The organism is Bacteroidota bacterium (assembly GCA_016195025.1).
Taxonomy (GTDB): domain Bacteria; phylum Bacteroidota; class Bacteroidia; order Palsa-948; family Palsa-948; genus Palsa-948.
This window is the reverse complement of record JACQAL010000060.1, coordinates 16,740-32,947: the sequence shown is the minus strand read 5'-3', so window position 1 is coordinate 32,947 and position 16,208 is coordinate 16,740. Positions and strand designations below refer to the sequence as shown.

Sequence of the window (16,208 nt, the reverse complement as noted above, 5' to 3'; positions counted from 1 at the left end):
AATTTTTGAACATGAATGTATTGTTGATGGGAAGCGGAGGAAGAGAGCACGCGCTTGCATGGAAAATGGCGCAGAGCAAAAAACTCGGAGCATTTTTTATTGCACCCGGAAATGCAGGAACCTCCGATTACGGAGAAAACATAAACATTTCTCCTACCGATTTTGAAGCCGTAAAAAAGTTTGTTCTCGAAAACAAAATAAATATGGTGGTGGTTGGTCCGGAAGAGCCGCTTGTAAAAGGCATTCATGATTTTTTTCTGGCAGATGAGAAGTTGAAAAATATTCCTGTCATTGGTCCCGCTAAAGCAGGCGCACAATTGGAGGGAAGCAAAGATTTTTCAAAGCAATTTATGTTCCGTCATCGAATCCCCACTGCGCGCTATCAAACTTTTACTAAAGAAAAAATTTCAGAAGCGTTTGCTTTTCTCAAAACACTTTCTCCTCCTTACGTGCTCAAAGCCGATGGGCTTGCTGCCGGAAAAGGCGTGGTGATTGCGCAAACTATGAACGAAGCAAAAAAAGAACTGGAAGAAATGCTCAGCGGAAAATTCGGAAATGCCAGCGCGAAAGTGGTGATTGAAGAATTTCTCAAAGGCATTGAGATCTCGGTTTTCATTCTTACGGATGGCAGCAATTATAAAATTCTTCCGGAGGCAAAGGACTACAAGCGCATTGGCGAAGGCGATACCGGATTAAATACCGGAGGCATGGGCGCGGTTTCTCCCGTTCCGTTTGCGGATTCATCGTTCATGCGGAAAGTGGAACAGAAAATTATTATTCCGACAGTGGAAGGATTGAAAAAAGAAAATATCATTTACAAAGGATTTATTTTTTTCGGATTGATTAACGTGGAAGGAAATCCTTTTGTGATTGAATACAACTGCCGCATGGGCGATCCGGAAACGGAAGTGGTGATGCCGCGGATTAAATCTGACATTCTCGATTTGTTTGCAGGTGTTGCCTTTCAAACGCTCGACACAAAAAAATTAGAATTTGATTTGCGAAGCGCTGCAACCGTAATGCTTGTTTCGGGCGGCTACCCGGGCGATTATGAAAAAGGAAAAACAATTACCGGCTTGGAAGAAGTAAAAGATTCAATCGTGTTTCATGCGGGCACAAAAGAAGAAAATGGGAAAGCGGTTACGAACGGAGGAAGAGTGCTGGCAGTTACTTCTTACGGAATTACTATGGAGCAAGCGCTGGCAAAAAGTTTTTCAGGCGCGGAAAAAATTAACTACGAGAAAAAATATTTCAGAAGAGATATCGGCTTTGATTTGTCCGAAAGGATTTTTCCGGAGAAACAGGAAATAAAAATCACTTAAAGGTTTCTTCCTGTTCCGCTTTCCGGTTGAGTTGGTTTTGCCTCCACAGCCAGTAAAGGGCAATCAATGCGCCAATGGCAATGAATAAAATATTCATCTTGCGGTTGGGTCCTTCCATTACGCGGAACGACCATTGGAACAAATGCGCTGCTTTTGTCCACAAACCCATCCATGTAAATAAGAGCATAGAAAAAAATTTGATTGGACAAATGTAAAAAAAATTAATTACGCGAAATGAAAATAGATTTCCTCCGCCACCGCACCGAATTTTTATGCTGATAGGATTTATAAAAAGAAACCAGCCGGCATCCGTTCTTCTGCTGCCTGTTGTGCTGATTGCGCTGTGGGTGGTTGGATTCATTCATCCTTCCATTCCTTCCACCGGGCATTCGGCTCCGCTGCATCGTCTTGTTCTGGCAGGGCTTTCGGGTTTTCCGCACGCACTGGTAATTATTTCTTTCGTTCTCATTTTCTGCGAAGCGCTTCTCATTAATTACATCATCCGGAAAAATGAAATTATAGATACCAACAGTTATCTGCCCGCGCTGATTTATATTGTACTGATGAGTTTGCAGCCCGAAATGCTTTCGCTGCATCCCATTCTCATTGCCAATATTTTTATTTTGTACACGCTGCATAAACTCATGCAATCGTACCGGAAAGAAACCGCCTATTCCGAAGCGTTCAGCATGGGAATTTTTATTTCGCTCGCAGTGCTGTTTTATTTTCCTTCCATTATTTTTGTTTTGCTGATTTGGATTGGACTACTTATCATTCGCCCTTTTGTGTGGAGGGAATGGGTGATTTCATTTACCGGTTTTTTGCTGCCGTGGCTCTATCTGATATTTTATTTTTTCTGGAACGATAAACTCGAAGACCTGCGGTATGAATTGCTTTATTATAGTTTGGTAACGCCTGTAAAATCATTCAACATGAATTCTTTTTCCATAGCGGAAATTTCACAGTTTGCGCTGCTGCTTTTAACCGCGCTGCTCGCTTCGGGCAGATTGCTGCATAACCTCAGCGGCAGCACCGTGTGGCTGCGGAATAATTTCCGGCTGCTGATTTATTTTTCTTTGCTCGCTTTGCTTTCTGTTTTTCTCGCTCCTTCGTATTCTATTTTCTTTCTCTCTTTTCTTGCTATTCCCTTCACCGTTTTTATTTCTGATTACCTGCTTTATGCAAAAAGACAATGGCTTGCGGAAATTATTTTCACGCTGCTGCTCCTTTCGGTTTTTGCCAACCAGTTTTTTCCCTCTATATGAAGTTGTTAAAAATTGTGAAAACTATTTTCCGGCACGATAATTGAATTACCTTTACCCAAATCAATCAATAAAAAAAATCAATTATGAAAAAAGTAATCGTATCAGCCGCTTTTCTTGCAGCCATGCTGCTTGCAGGAACCGGTTTCGCGCAAAACGCAGCGTCTTCAAAAACAAACCCCACTTCACCCGCTCCTGCTCCCGCGCCTAAAGAAAATCACGGCAAGGAAGTGAGCGGCACTGCTCAAAGCACACCTTCCGGTCCGGGCAAAGGGCAGGTGGTGAGCACCGAAGCTAAAGACAACCATGGGCAGGAAATGAAAAAAGAAAAAGCCCATCATGGCGAGGGGCACGGCAAAGGTCATCATAAAGGACCGAAAAAATAAATGTTAGTTAGAACATTTAGTGAAAGGGAGAAACGAAAAAGTTTTCTCCCTTTTTTATTTCATCCAAGCGAAATACTTCGCTCTTTTTTTTAGTTCAAAGTTTTTAACTGCGTAATAAAGGCGCTGGTGGTTGTCTGGCTCAGAGAAAAATTTACTGTTTGATTAGAACTAATTGTAATAGGAACAAAAGAAGAATAGAGGATTCCGCTTTTTATTCCAACAGCAACAAGCGTGCATTGCAAACCTTGCGGTGCATAGTAGTAAGGGAAATTTGTTCCGTTGTGATAAACATGCACCATGGAAGATATATTTTTAAACACCAGAAAAACATTTGTTCCATAAGTTGTCAAATTATCATTGGGTTGTAATGTTAATGTAGTTTGTGGATAGGAAGAAAAGTATGATGAGTTGTCGCTGTTACTCCAACTGCCTGAATCAACGGGGACATTAAATTGATATAAACTGAACAAATAATTTGATGCCACATAATTAATAGAATCCGCTGAAGTTAAACCCCATGAATACGTTCCACTGGAATCCTTCTGTTGTACGAACGGTTGCATAGCAGAATCTAATATTCCTGTTAATGCCACAGGTTGCGCAGCAGTTATTTTTTTTCCGGGAGCAAGAACAACAGCCGAATTATTCGCAGATGCTTTAATAAAAAATTCTCCGCCTGATTTTAATGGAGCACCATAAGCCATCATGGTCGGCATGTTTGATAAAAGCATATCGCTTTTCTTGTAAAGGTCTTTAAACTGAATGGTTACATTTCCTGTAACTGGCGCATTTGACTGCGTTACAAAAGCATTCGCGGGAATTGTTACGACCGTTCCCTGAGGAGAAGTGAAACTTCCGCCTGTTGTTCCGCTTACCGTATAGGTTTGCATAGCGACTCCGTTCTTTACAAAAAAATCATTCACTGAAGAATAATTCTCAGTAGTTGTGGTGGAGTTAGAAGGAGGAGTATCCTTTTTTTTGCAAGATGCTGCTGCTGCAATAGCAGCAAGGCAGATTAATTTACAAGATGTTTTCATTTGATTTTTTTTTGAGAACGAAGGTATGCGCTTATTATTATAAACGCAAAACAATTTTTTAGATTTCTTGCCCGTTCAAGTATAAGACGAAAGAAGGATGTGCAGAAGTTACATAGTTATTTATTTAATCTTTTTTATTTCTTATGCTTATGCGCAGAAGCGAAAAAATAATTCAGCCCCGTTTGAAAATAAAAGAATGAATTGGCTGCATCGTTTGGCAGGAAAGAGCAGGAGGGAGTGAAATATAAATCAAAGCCGCCCGCGTAATAATGCACCGGCAAGCCGCCAATAATGCTGATGACAGAAAAACTGCTTCCGCTGCCGGACGAAGTTCCGCCACCGCCTTGTCCCTGCCCATGATGCCCGTGCCCTGCGCCTCCGTTTCCTATGGGCATTCCGTTTTTATTCTGATAGGAAGAATAAAAATTGGTGGTGCCGAAATACGCAACCGCATCGGGCATTATTTTCAGTTCGTCATTCTTGCCCAAGATTTTGGGAATGTAAAAAGGGCGGTCGGCATCTATTGAAAAATAATAATCGCTCTCTCCGTTTCCGGTTAAGTAATCCGCATCCAACATCCATTCCATTTTTTTTGAATACGCCAGTTCGCCCGCCCAGTCATTCAGCAGCGAGGCGTGCGGCAGCGGGCTTTCGGGCGCGAAGAAAAAATGCGTGTACGAAGGAGTGAACGTCCAGTGTTTTGAAAGCGGAATATCCCAGCCAACCGATGGGCGCGTTTCATCCGAAACCAAATTGCTTTCGAGCAGATGGTAAGCAGTAACATTCAACCAGAGCCCGAATGAAAGAGTGAAATCGGCAGAAGCATTCAGATAGGGAAGTTTTTGCGCGGGCGCTTCTCCGATATACACCGTGTTGCTTCCGTATTCTGTTCCCAGTATAAGTTTATTGTTGGCGGATTGCGCAAAAGAATTTTTGCAGGCAAGAAGAATAAGCAGGATGAAAAAATTCCGAAACATAAGAGGGGCAAAGATAGAACGAATCTTTCAGGACTTACGCAAAACGGTGTCATTCCGAGCGAAGCGAGGAATCTCCTTTGTGCCAAACATAGGAGATTTCTCCCTCTGGTCGAAATGACAATACTCACTAAACTTCTGCGTAAGTCCTGTCTTTGTAAAAATAGTATGTAAGACGTCAAAGCGCGTGCCGTTTATTTTTTGCAGGAACAAAAAAAATCCCGCCTGCAAATTTTTTACAAGCGGGGCTTTCTTTGAAAAACCCTGAGAGGTGGAGGTCAGTTGCTCATTTCGCTCACGGCAGCGCTCCAGCCGCTTTCGCCATTTTTCGCCACCACTAAGAAGCGGAACCAATACGTAGTTCCTCTGGTGAGCCCGCTCACCAGCGTGCTTCCTTTTAAGGTGGAAGGCAAATCGGTAAACGTAATTCCATCGGTGCTGATTTGCCATTTGAAAAACGCCCGCCTGCTGCCGCCCGTAACTTTTTTCACATTTACGGTTAACTTCATAGTGCCTTTCACTTTGGTGTTCTTCACCATGAAGTCATCCTTGTCGCGCGGGGCGGCAATTTTCATGCTGAAGCCCGAACCGAGCACAATCTCCTGGGCTTTTTTAGGCGTTGCATCCGCCACGGTTTGCACGTAGCCCTGCAAAGTGTGCATGTCGTCCAGCACGGTTTGCTTTGCCACATCGCGGGCGGTGGCTGTGCCCCTCGCTCTGGTTTGCGCGGTTACTTCGGCAGTATCCAGCGCCTGAATGTCGAGGTCGAACACACCGCCATTCGATACCGAAATGGGAGGCGAAGGAAAAAACGCATTGCCCACCATGGAGGTGCGAATCAGTTTCGCCTTGTTCTGGAAGTCGCCAATCTTCCTGATTTTTTTCAGGTTTAAAATAGCGCCCACCCGTTTTACATTTGTTTTTGATACCACCGCCATCATTATTACGATGCGGTTTCCGTAGCGGTCTCTGTGAATCGCTACTTTAAAAATTAACTTTTTCATTTTTTTTGTTTTTTTGTTTTTGTTGCGATTGAACTTCGTTGCCCAATCTGTTACCTTAACGCGGCAGCGTGAAATAAGTTTGCGTTTATATCCCCCATTGCACCTTTATATCCCCAACGGCATACGTATATCCCCAACTGCACATCACGGGACGATGAAAGTGTAACAAGTGACACGTCACCTGTACCACATTACACGTCACGCGCACCACATTACGCGTTACCTGTACCGCGTTACCTGTAACGGGATGCAGGTGACACGTCATCCGTACCACATTACAGGTTACGGGATGCAGGCGACACGTCACCTGTACCACACTACACGTCACCTGTACCATATTACACGTCACCTGTACCACACTACACGTCACCTGTACCCTGTTACACGTCACGCGCACCACATTATGCGTTACCTGTACCGCGTTACCTGTCACGGGATGCAGGTTATGCGTCATCCGCACCCTGTTACACGTTACGGGATGCAGGTTACAGCTCACGCGCACCGCATTACAGGTAACGGTGCGCAGGTGCGCGGCAGCGGAATGCAGAAGCGCGGGCTATGGGTTGCCGCCTTCGCTGTTTTTATGCCTGAGGAGATAGCGTTTCAACTTTTTGCTTCCGCTGCGGGTGAGGGGAAGCATTTTTCCGTTCTTCAGCAGGGCAAAAAGCCACTTGCCGTTTGCAAGCTGCGAAATGTTCAGCAGTAAAAACTTGTCGAACCGCCTGAAGAGATTGAGAGCCCATACTTTCTTTTTATGAAAATAGTTTAACGGATGCCCGTACACAAGCGCTTCCCCGTTTTTAAAATGGAGGATGCACTTTCTTCGTGCGGGCTGCGCCCAGCACACATCTGCGCCATCGCGGAAGAACGGAAAGCCGTCTTTGTCTTTGAATGTTAATTGCACTTGCATGGTAATTTTGCCGCATGCGGTTCTTTTTTAAATACTGCAACGGCAGCAGGAGGAAGTTTATTGCAAACGTTCTGTTAAAAAATGTTAACCGCGCGGAGAAGGAGCAGTTAATTTTTTTCTTTCTTTTTCTGAAACCTTTTCTTTCAACTGCCGTAAAACCTCGCGTACTCTTTTCTTCCAACTAAAACCATTCTCATGAAAAAACTTTTCCTCTCCTTCGTAATTATTTTCTTTTTTATTACAGCCGTTTCGTTTTCCCAAGGCACATGGACTCAAAAAGCAGATTTTGGAGGAGGAAACAGGTTGGGTGCGGTTGGCTTTTCTATAGGCACAAAAGGGTACATTGGTATTGGAACAGACACGGGATATATATTAAAAAATGATTTCTGGGAATATGACCCTTCAATAGATGTATGGTCTCAAAAAGCAAATTTTACCGGATCTTTACGATCAGATGCTGCTGGTTTTTCTATCGGAACAAAGGGATATGTAGGCACAGGTGCAATTTTAAGTGGAAGTACAAATACTTTTTATGAATGGGACCAGGCAACAAATACATGGTCACAAAAAAGTAATTTAAATGGAGGTCCCCGCTGTTGTACTGTAGGATTTTCTATTGGAACAAAGGGATACATTGGTACTGGTCAGAACAATCAGCCGCCAATTATTACATACAATGATTTTTGGGAATGGGATCCATCGACAAATATTTGGACTCAAAAGGCAAATTTTGGAGGAAGTACAAGATGGTATGCAGCCGGTTTTTCAATAGGTACTAAAGGTTATGTAGGTGTTGGATGGAATGGTTCCTGTCCTGTAGATTTTTGGGAATGGGACCAAGCAACAAATATTTGGACGCAAAAAGCAAGTTTTGGCGGAGGCCAAAGTACCGGGGCTGTAGGATTTTCAATCGGCACAAAAGGATATCTTGGTATTGGTTGTGATTGCAGTGGAAATTGTATTAATAATTTTTGGGAATGGGACCAAACAACAAATATCTGGACACAAAAAACAAATTTCAGCGGAGCAGTAAGAAATGGTGCAGTCGGTTTTTCAATTGGTACAAAGGGATATGTGGGAACAGGCGGCAGTTCTTCCACTACATATTATAAAGATTTCTGGGAGTTTGACCCCAATGGCGTGGGAGTACATGAAAATGAATTAAACAATTCTATTTCTGTTTTTCCTAATCCATCAAATGGGAAAATGCAAGTTGCACTGGCAGCAGGCAGCGGCAGTTTAACTACTATTGATATTTATAATGTTCATGGAGAAAAAGTTACACAAAGTAACATTCCGAGCGGAGCGAGCCTGCCTGCCGGACAGGCAGGGAATCTCACGATTGATATTTCAAACCAGCCCAAAGGAATATATTTTGTGAAGGTGCAGAGCGAGAGCAAGATTTATACTGAAAAAGTGGTGATACAGTAACCTGCCTGCGGCAGGCAGTCTCACCCTGTCCTTCGGACATCCCTCTCTTTGCAAAGAGAGGGAAAGAGGGAGAGTTTGTTTGCTTTCAAAGCCACATCCGGGTAATCGCTCATAATTCCATCCACTCCTGAATTTATCATGCGCGCTATGGATTTTTCTTTATTCACAGTCCATGCAATTATTTTTATTCCCGATTCATGTGTCTGCTCAATCATTTTTTTTGAAACCAGTTTATAATAGGGATTAAAAGAATAAGGAGTAAATCCAAGTCGTTTAAGATTTGTTTTCACAGAAAAAAGATTGACAAAGGTAAATCCGGTTTTTATTTTGCTATCGGATTTTTGAAAATGCTGAAGAACCCTTTTGTCGAAACTGATAACCATTGCGCGCTCCTGCATATTTTTTTCTTTTATGACTTCATAAACCAGTTCGCAAAATTCTTTCACGGGCGGTTGAAATTTATTTTCAAAGAGTTTGAAACTTTTTATTTCAATGCAGTATTTTATCAAAGGAAGATTATTTTCTTTTGTGAAAGAATCAACGCCATCCATCACTTCGCTCAGCAACGGCTTATAAGATGAAATTGATTTTTGTTTTGGAAAATCCTTGTTCGTTTTTTTTCCGCAATCAAACTTTTTTATTTCTTCATAATTCATTTTGTGTAAATTAAACTTTCTTCTTTTCTTCACAGGAGAACCATCCGGCATCAAACAAAACTTTGAATTCATCCACGGCTCGTGCGACACCACCACTTTTTTATCTTTTGAAATCACCACATCCAGTTCCAGCCAATGAACGCCCATTTTCACGGCTTCAATAAAACCCGTTAAAGTATTTTCAGGAAAATATCCGCGCGCTCCGCGATGTCCAAAAATTTCTACCATGTATTATGTAATTAGCATTTGTAATTTTTCGGGTTACGAATTAACGAATCGTTTTACGAATGTTACGAATAACCGCTTCCTGTTTCAATTCGTAATATTCGTTGCCAAATTCGTAATTCGTAACCAGAAAATTCTTATTCACAATTACAACCTCTCCATAGGAATTATTTCTCCGTTCACATAGCGGTAACATTTCAATTTATCTTTAAACACGGAAGATTTGAAAATAGATTTTCCCATCAGCATGCGCACACATTCCTGAATTCCCTCAATGATGCTTGGATGCGGATGAATTAAATCGGCAAGCACTCCGATTCCTTTATCCATTGAAATTAAAAGTGCCACCGCCTGTATTGCACTCGAGGCATGTTCGCCCACTGCGCGCATTCCCAGAATTTTCATTTCATCGTCATCGGTAACAATGATTTTAAAGAAGCCCTGCGTTTTCCGCATGGCAATGGCACGCGCAATGCAGGAGTAATCAATCTTCACCACGCGGAAGTTTAATTTTTTTTCTTTCGCCTGCTGCTCGTTCAATCCAACCGTTGCCACTTCCGGATTGAGAAACATAATGGCGGAAAGATTCTGATAGTTCAGTTTTTTATCCGGCTCAGAAAAAATTTTCTCCACGGCCAATCTTCCTTCGAGTTCGCCCACATTTACCAGCGCAACGTTGCGCGAAATATCTCCCACGGCATAAATAGTCGGCACAGTTGTCTGCGTATCTTTTTCAACTATGTATCCGTTCGGGTCAACCTGCACGCCTGCATTTTCCAGTCCTAAGTTATCGGTGTTCGGAATTCTTCCAACGGAAACAAGCGCCTTCTCTACGTGATGAATTTCTTTTCTTCCGTCTTTATATTGTAATTCGTATTCCACTTCTCCGTTTTTAATTTCCATTCGTGCAAGAGAAGAATTGCGGTGAATCACTGCTCCGTTTTTTTCAAGATTGGAAGCGGCAGTAGAAGAAACATCTTCATCCTCAAACGGAAGAATTCTGTCCGCCTTATCAATCAGAAAAACTTTTGTCTTGCCGAGATTGGAAAAAATAGTGGCGAACTCGCATCCGATTACTCCTGCACCCAACACCACCATTGATTTCGGGAAATCAGTAATAGAAAAAATTCCATCGCTGGTAAAAATTATTTTTTCGTCAATGGGAATTGTCGGAAGTTTCCGCGGGCGGCTTCCGGTGGCAAGAATGATATAATCGGCATAAATTGTTTTCTCTTTCTCTACCTTTTGAATAACGACTTCATTTTTATTTTTCAAAACAGCATTTCCTCTTTCATAAGTGAAAACTTTTTTTTCTGTTTCCGTCTGCAAAAGTTTAACATGAACCGCCAGTTGAAATTTTCTGTCGAACACGGCCGCGTTGGTTGTCTTCATAAAATCTTCAAAACTTATGTCGAAACCGTCAGCACCGCTTTCCTTCAACTCATTCTTCACCGTAAAATATTTCTGAGAAAACTCCCACATGGCTTTGGAAGAAAGCGCGCCATTGTACAAGCCGGTCCCGCCAATTTTATCGCGCTCAATCAACACAACTTTTTTTCCGAAATCAATCGCGCGCATAGCAGCCGCATAACCGGAAGGGCCACCACCGATTATGCATAAATCATATTTCTCCATAGAAAGCAAAGATAAAAATTCACGATTCGGTGTAAGAATAAGATTTCTACATTTGCCCCCCTTAGAAAAATTTCATGGCAAAAATTTTAGTGGAAGGAATAAAAATTTACGGCTATCATGGCTGCATGGAAGAAGAATCGGTGGTGGGGGGAAATTATGTTGTGGATGTTTGCATTGATGCCGATTTGAGCAAGCCGTCACAGAGCGATAAACTCAGCGAGACGATTGATTATGTTGCGGTGTATGAAATTGTGAAACAGGAAATGTCGGTTCGTTCAAAATTAATTGAGCATGTGGCAAAAAGAATTCTCGATGCGCTGAAAAACAAATTTGAAAAAGTAAATTCAGTTGAAGTGAAGGTGACGAAACTGAATCCTCCCATCAAGGGGGTGGTAGAAAAAGTTTGTATTGTTCTTTCAGAATAGAACTCATCGAAAAACGAAACGATTAATTTTTTCGTAAGTTCGTACTGATTCGTTTTTAGATTTTTGGTCGGATGGCCGAGCGGTTAGGCAGAGCTCTGCAAAAGCTCCTACACCAGTTCAAATCTGGTTCCGACCTCGAAAAAAAATCAACTTGACAACAGACCGCTTACGGTAGACAAAAATCATAAACTGAAAACTAAAAAAATGCCGAAAGACAATTCAATAAAATCAGTTCTCATCATAGGAAGCGGACCCATCATTATCGGACAGGCATGCGAATTTGATTACTCCGGTTCGCAGGCATCGCGCTCGCTCAAGGAAGAAGGAATAGAAGTTACGCTCATCAATTCCAATCCGGCTACGATTATGACGGATAAAGTCACGGCCGATAATATTTATTTAAAACCACTCACCAAAAAATCCATAGGAGAAATTCTGAAGAAACATAAAATTGATGCGGTGCTTCCCACAATGGGAGGACAAACTGCTTTGAATCTCGCGCTCGATTGTGAAAAAGCAGGGTTCTGGAAAAAGCACAACGTGAAAATGATTGGTGTGAATGTGGAAGCAATTCACACCACCGAAGACAGAGAAAAATTTCGCTTGCGGATGCTGGAATTAGGAATGGGAGTTTGCAAAGGAAGAACCGCAACATCTTTTCTCGAAGGAAAAGAGATTGCGCAGGAAGTCGGGTTTCCGCTGGTGATTCGCCCATCGTTTACGCTCGGAGGAACGGGCGGAGGATTTGTTCACACTCAAAAAGATTTTGATGCCGCTCTCAATCGCGGGCTTCACGCTTCACCCATTCACGAAGTTTTGATTGAGCAAAGCGTTTTCGGTTGGAAAGAATACGAGCTGGAATTACTTCGCGATGCGAATGATAATGTAGTTATCATTTGCTCTATAGAAAACTTTGACCCGATGGGAATTCACACGGGAGATTCTGTGACGGTTGCTCCTGCGATGACACTTTCGGATACTTGTTATCAGCGCATGCGCGATGCTGCAATAAAATGTATGAACGGAATCGGGCATTTCGCGGGCGGATGCAACATTCAGTTCGCGGTGAATCCAGACAACGAGGAAGAGATGATTGTGATTGAAATCAATCCGCGCGTGTCGCGCTCTTCCGCTCTTGCGAGCAAAGCAACGGGTTACCCCATCGCGAAGATTGCCGCCAAACTTGCCATGGGATATAATTTGGATGAACTGAAAAATCAAATTACAAAATCTACTTCCGCATTTTTTGAACCGACAATTGATTATGTGATTGTGAAAGTTCCACGCTGGAATTTTGACAAGTTCAAAGGAAGCGACCGCCATTTAGGTCTGCAAATGAAATCGGTGGGAGAAACAATGGGAATAGGAAGAAGTTTTCAGGAAGCGCTGCAGAAAGCATGTCAGAGTTTGGAAATAAAACGAAATGGTTTAGGCGCTGACGGAAGAGAAATTGCCGACCAGAAAACTCTTTTGGAAAATTTAGAGAAGCCGTTGTGGAACCGCTTGTTCCATGTATATGATGCTTTCAAAATAGGAATTCCGTTCAAGACCATTCACAAGCTCACGAAGATTGACCCGTGGTTTTTAAATCAGATCGAGGAACTCATCGCACTGGAAAAAGAAATTGAAAAATATTCTCTGGAAAATATTCCGAAAGATTTATTGCTCGAAGCAAAACAAAAAGGTTATGCCGACAGACAAATCGCTCATCTGCTTCGCTGCCTCGAATCACAAATTTATAAGAGGCGTCAGGAACTCGGAATAAAAAGAGTTTACAAACTCGTTGACACCTGCGCGGCAGAGTTCGAAGCGAAAACTCCTTATTACTATTCTACGTTCGAAGAAGAGAATGAATCCATTCCTTCGAAGAAAAAGAAAGTTGTCATTCTTGGTTCAGGACCAAACAGAATTGGACAGGGAATCGAGTTTGATTATTCCTGTGTGCACGGAGTTCTTGCTGCGAAAGAATGTGGCTACGAAACCATCATGATAAATTGCAATCCCGAAACTGTCTCCACCGATTTTGATATTGCAGACAAACTTTATTTCGAGCCCGTGTTCTGGGAGCACGTGTATGAAATCATTCAGCACGAAAAACCCGAAGGAGTAATTGTTCAACTTGGCGGACAAACCGCTTTGAAACTTGCAGAGAAGATGGATAAGTACGGAATAAAAATTATCGGCACCGCATTTTCTTCGATTGATTTGGCAGAAGACCGCGGAAGTTTCTCCACGCTTCTCAGCGATTTAAAAATTCCTTATCCGAAATTCGGAGTGGCGGAAGATGCCGAGCAAGCAGTGAAACTTTCGCGCGAACTCGGATTTCCTCTTCTCGTTCGTCCTTCGTATGTGCTGGGCGGGCAGAGCATGAAAATTGTAATCAACGAACAGGAATTGGAAGAGCACATCATAAAAATTCTGCAGGACATTCCCGGAAATAAAATTCTTCTCGACCATTTTTTAGAGAACGCCATTGAAGCCGAAACCGATTCCATCTGCGATGGAGAAGAAAATTATATCATGGGAATCATGGAACACATCGAGCCCGCGGGAATTCATTCAGGAGATTCCAACGCAGTGTTACCTCCGTTCGACCTCAGTGAAAAAGTGATTAAGAAAATGGAAGAATACACAAAAAAAATTGCGCTCGCGCTGCAAACCAAAGGGCTCATCAACATCCAGTTCGCAATTAAGAATGAAGAAGTGTTCGTCATCGAAGCCAACCCGCGCGCATCGCGTTCCATGCCGTTCATTGCAAAAGCATACGATGAACCGTATATCAACTACGCTACGAAAATTATGCTTGGCGCAAAAAAGTTAAAGGACTTTAAATTCTCTCCGAAGAAAGAGGGCTACGCCATAAAAGTTCCGGTGTTTTCGTTCGATAAATTTCAGGATGTGAATAAAGAACTCGGACCTGAAATGAAATCCACTGGTGAAGCCATTTATTTCATAGAGGATTTGGAAGATGAATTCTTCCAGAAGGTGTATGCTGAGAGGAATCTTTATTTGAGCAGATAATAGACATTATTCAGATTATCTTTTTAGTGGGATTTTGTGTCTTTGTGCTTTGGTGGCAAAATACTTTTTTCGCCACAAAAACACCAAAACACCAAATTTGCACCAAAGAAATTTACCCTATAAACTCTTAATCTGAATAATGTCTAATAAAGAAAAATAATTTTCTTATTGCCATTTTCTATCTTTGCTCCAGAATTTTTTTCATGTTGCGAAAATTATTTTTCTCATTACTATTTCTTCTCTGCTTTTTTCTCTCTGCCCTTTTTTCCCAATCATGGGTACAAAAAGCAAGTTTGCCTGCGGGCGGAAGATTTTCCGCAGTGGCTTTCACCATTGGCAACAAAGGATATTTGGGAACGGGAGACGATGTGTTTAAAACGTTTGATGATTTCTGGGAATATGATCCCATAGCAAATTCGTGGACGCAGAAAGCAAACTTTGGAGGAGGAGTGCGCGAGTTTGCAACCGGGTTTGCAACTGGCACAAAAGGATATATCGGCACCGGCTTTGATTCAAACAATGATTATAATGACTTTTGGGAATATGACCCTTCAGCAAATTCGTGGACACAGAAAACCAGTTTGCCTGCCATTGCAAGAGAAAGAGCAATCGGTTTTTCCATAGCGGGAAAAGGATATATTGCTGCTGGCTGGGATGGAAGTAATACTTTAAATGATTTATGGGAATATGACCCTGTCGCTGATGCATGGACACAAAAACAATCTATACCAATAGGCGGCAGAGCCGATATGGACCGCGCGGTATTCGTGCTCGGAACTTCTGCTTACCTGGGAACTGGATGGGATTTTGTGACTACGCATTACGCTGATTTCTGGGAATACAATCAAACCACAAACAACTGGACGCAAAAAGCAAACTTGCCGCTCGGCAGGCGTGGCGCCACCGGATTTTCTTTGTGCAATTATGGCTATGTGGGATTGGGAATGGATGAAAACGGAAATCTGCTAAGTGATTTTTACAAGTACGACCCGCTTGCAAATTCCTGGACTGCGCTTTCTGCTTTTCCGGGCGGAGCAAGAACTGACCAGCCCTCGTTCGTCATAAATAATTCTGCATATATCGGAACAGGAAGCGACCAATCTTTTGGAGAAAAGAACGACCTCTGGAAGTTTTCTTTTTCCGTCATCGTTCCTTCCATCAGCGGCAATACGAGTATTTGTATCGGAAGCATTTCATCTCTTACTGCCAGCGGAGGAGGAACATATAGTTGGAGCACCGGAGATTCTGCTGCAACAATTTTTGTTTCGCCTTCAACTGCCACAACATATACGCTAAATGTATTTGACCATTGCGATTCGGCAAAAACAAAAGCAACAATTTCTGTCATAACTTCAGCAGATGCTTTCTTTGATTATTCTTACTTGCCTTGCAGAGATAAATGTGTAACCTTTGCGGATAGATCTACAAATGCGTTATCCTATAACTGGGATTTCGGAGATGGAAATACTGGCGCATCTATCGCTGCTTGTCATTACTACAGCGATTCTTCTGTTTACAATGTTTCGCTGGTGATAAATCCGTTTACTAACTGCGCGGATACATTCAGCAGGCAAATTCCATACGCACCGCATGACATCAGCGCGTTTGTATTTGTGCCGAATGCATTTTCTCCGAACGATGACGGAACAAATGATGTGCTTTCTTTTTTCCGAAAGGATAAATATTGCCTCGATGAATTTGAAATCGCTATTTATAATCGCTGGGGAGAAAAAGTTTTTGAAACAAAAAATATTAATGACTCATGGGATGGAACTTTCAGAGGGCAGCCGATTAATTCTTCTGTGTTGGTATATTATTGTAAAACCACCACCATTACCGGGGAGAGGGAAACCCGGAAAGGAAGTATTTCCATTGTGAGATAGTTTCAAAATTTCAAGTACTTTCGTCTGACAAATTTAT

At 42.3% G+C, this 16,208-nt stretch carries 14 protein-coding genes and 1 tRNA gene; 8 read left to right on the top strand and 7 right to left on the bottom strand.

All coding sequences use genetic code 11. The features are described from left to right. Window positions 1-11 precede the first annotated feature (11 nt). Window positions 12-1,322 carry a phosphoribosylamine--glycine ligase gene (purD, locus tag HY063_11995; protein ID MBI3502503.1) on the top strand — a complete coding sequence of 437 codons (1,311 nt, stop codon included), beginning with the start codon at window positions 12-14 and terminating at the stop codon, window positions 1,320-1,322. Here purD and HY063_11990 read toward each other — a convergent pair. After that, on the bottom strand, window positions 1,315-1,509 hold the full coding sequence (locus tag HY063_11990) for a hypothetical protein (protein MBI3502502.1): 195 nt from the start codon (window positions 1,507-1,509) through the stop codon (window positions 1,315-1,317). The genes purD and HY063_11990 overlap by 8 nt on opposite strands. An 85-nt stretch (window positions 1,510-1,594) precedes the next feature. Here HY063_11990 and HY063_11985 point away from each other — a divergent pair, with 85 nt between their 5' ends. Continuing rightward, a complete protein-coding gene (locus HY063_11985) occupies window positions 1,595-2,587 on the top strand; it encodes a hypothetical protein (protein MBI3502501.1) in 993 nt (330 codons plus the stop codon). A gap of 83 nt (window positions 2,588-2,670) precedes the next feature. Next, the gene (locus tag HY063_11980; protein MBI3502500.1) at window positions 2,671-2,970 is read left to right on the top strand and encodes a hypothetical protein; all 300 of its coding nucleotides are present in this window, start codon (window positions 2,671-2,673) and stop codon (window positions 2,968-2,970) included. Window positions 2,971-3,059: 89 nt separating this feature from the next. On the opposite strand, the gene HY063_11975 is transcribed toward HY063_11980, so the two are convergent. From HY063_11975 to HY063_11960, 4 genes are all read right to left on the bottom strand, one after another. Continuing rightward, entirely contained in the window at window positions 3,060-4,007 is a 948-nt protein-coding gene (locus HY063_11975) for a hypothetical protein (protein MBI3502499.1), read from the bottom strand. A gap of 134 nt (window positions 4,008-4,141) precedes the next feature. Next, on the bottom strand, window positions 4,142-4,984 hold the full coding sequence (locus HY063_11970; protein MBI3502498.1) for a hypothetical protein: 843 nt from the start codon (window positions 4,982-4,984) through the stop codon (window positions 4,142-4,144). Between the two features lie 275 nt (window positions 4,985-5,259). Then, complete coding sequence (locus HY063_11965) at window positions 5,260-5,985, bottom strand: hypothetical protein (GenBank protein MBI3502497.1); 726 nt, start codon at window positions 5,983-5,985, stop codon at window positions 5,260-5,262. Window positions 5,986-6,541: 556 nt separating this feature from the next. Then, on the bottom strand, window positions 6,542-6,895 hold the full coding sequence (locus tag HY063_11960) for a hypothetical protein (protein ID MBI3502496.1): 354 nt from the start codon (window positions 6,893-6,895) through the stop codon (window positions 6,542-6,544). 195 nt (window positions 6,896-7,090) lie between these two features. On the opposite strand from HY063_11960, the gene HY063_11955 reads away from it, so the two are divergent. Further along, complete coding sequence (locus HY063_11955) at window positions 7,091-8,326, top strand: T9SS type A sorting domain-containing protein (GenBank protein MBI3502495.1); 1,236 nt, start codon at window positions 7,091-7,093, stop codon at window positions 8,324-8,326. A 20-nt stretch (window positions 8,327-8,346) separates the two neighbouring features. On the opposite strand, the gene HY063_11950 is transcribed toward HY063_11955, so the two are convergent. Together HY063_11950 and HY063_11945 are read right to left on the bottom strand one after the other, a co-directional pair. Beyond that, window positions 8,347-9,210 carry a glycerophosphodiester phosphodiesterase gene (locus HY063_11950; protein ID MBI3502494.1) on the bottom strand — a complete coding sequence of 288 codons (864 nt, stop codon included), beginning with the start codon at window positions 9,208-9,210 and terminating at the stop codon, window positions 8,347-8,349. Window positions 9,211-9,354: 144 nt separating this feature from the next. Beyond that, window positions 9,355-10,842: an NAD(P)/FAD-dependent oxidoreductase gene (locus HY063_11945; GenBank protein ID MBI3502493.1), complete on the bottom strand. Its 1,488-nt coding sequence runs from the start codon at window positions 10,840-10,842 to the stop codon at window positions 9,355-9,357. Window positions 10,843-10,916: 74 nt separating this feature from the next. On the opposite strand from HY063_11945, the gene folB reads away from it, so the two are divergent. The 4 genes from folB to HY063_11925 all read left to right on the top strand — a co-directional run bounded on the left by folB (window position 10,917) and on the right by HY063_11925 (window position 16,171). Then, on the top strand, window positions 10,917-11,267 hold the full coding sequence (folB, locus tag HY063_11940) for a dihydroneopterin aldolase (protein MBI3502492.1): 351 nt from the start codon (window positions 10,917-10,919) through the stop codon (window positions 11,265-11,267). A 65-nt stretch (window positions 11,268-11,332) separates the two neighbouring features. Next, window positions 11,333-11,403, top strand: a tRNA-Cys gene (locus tag HY063_11935). 68 nt (window positions 11,404-11,471) lie between these two features. Next, window positions 11,472-14,288 carry a carbamoyl-phosphate synthase large subunit gene (carB, locus tag HY063_11930; protein MBI3502491.1) on the top strand — a complete coding sequence of 939 codons (2,817 nt, stop codon included), beginning with the start codon at window positions 11,472-11,474 and terminating at the stop codon, window positions 14,286-14,288. Window positions 14,289-14,491: 203 nt separating this feature from the next. Beyond that, on the top strand, window positions 14,492-16,171 hold the full coding sequence (locus HY063_11925; protein ID MBI3502490.1) for a gliding motility-associated C-terminal domain-containing protein: 1,680 nt from the start codon (window positions 14,492-14,494) through the stop codon (window positions 16,169-16,171). The last annotated feature ends 37 nt before the right edge of the window (window positions 16,172-16,208 follow it).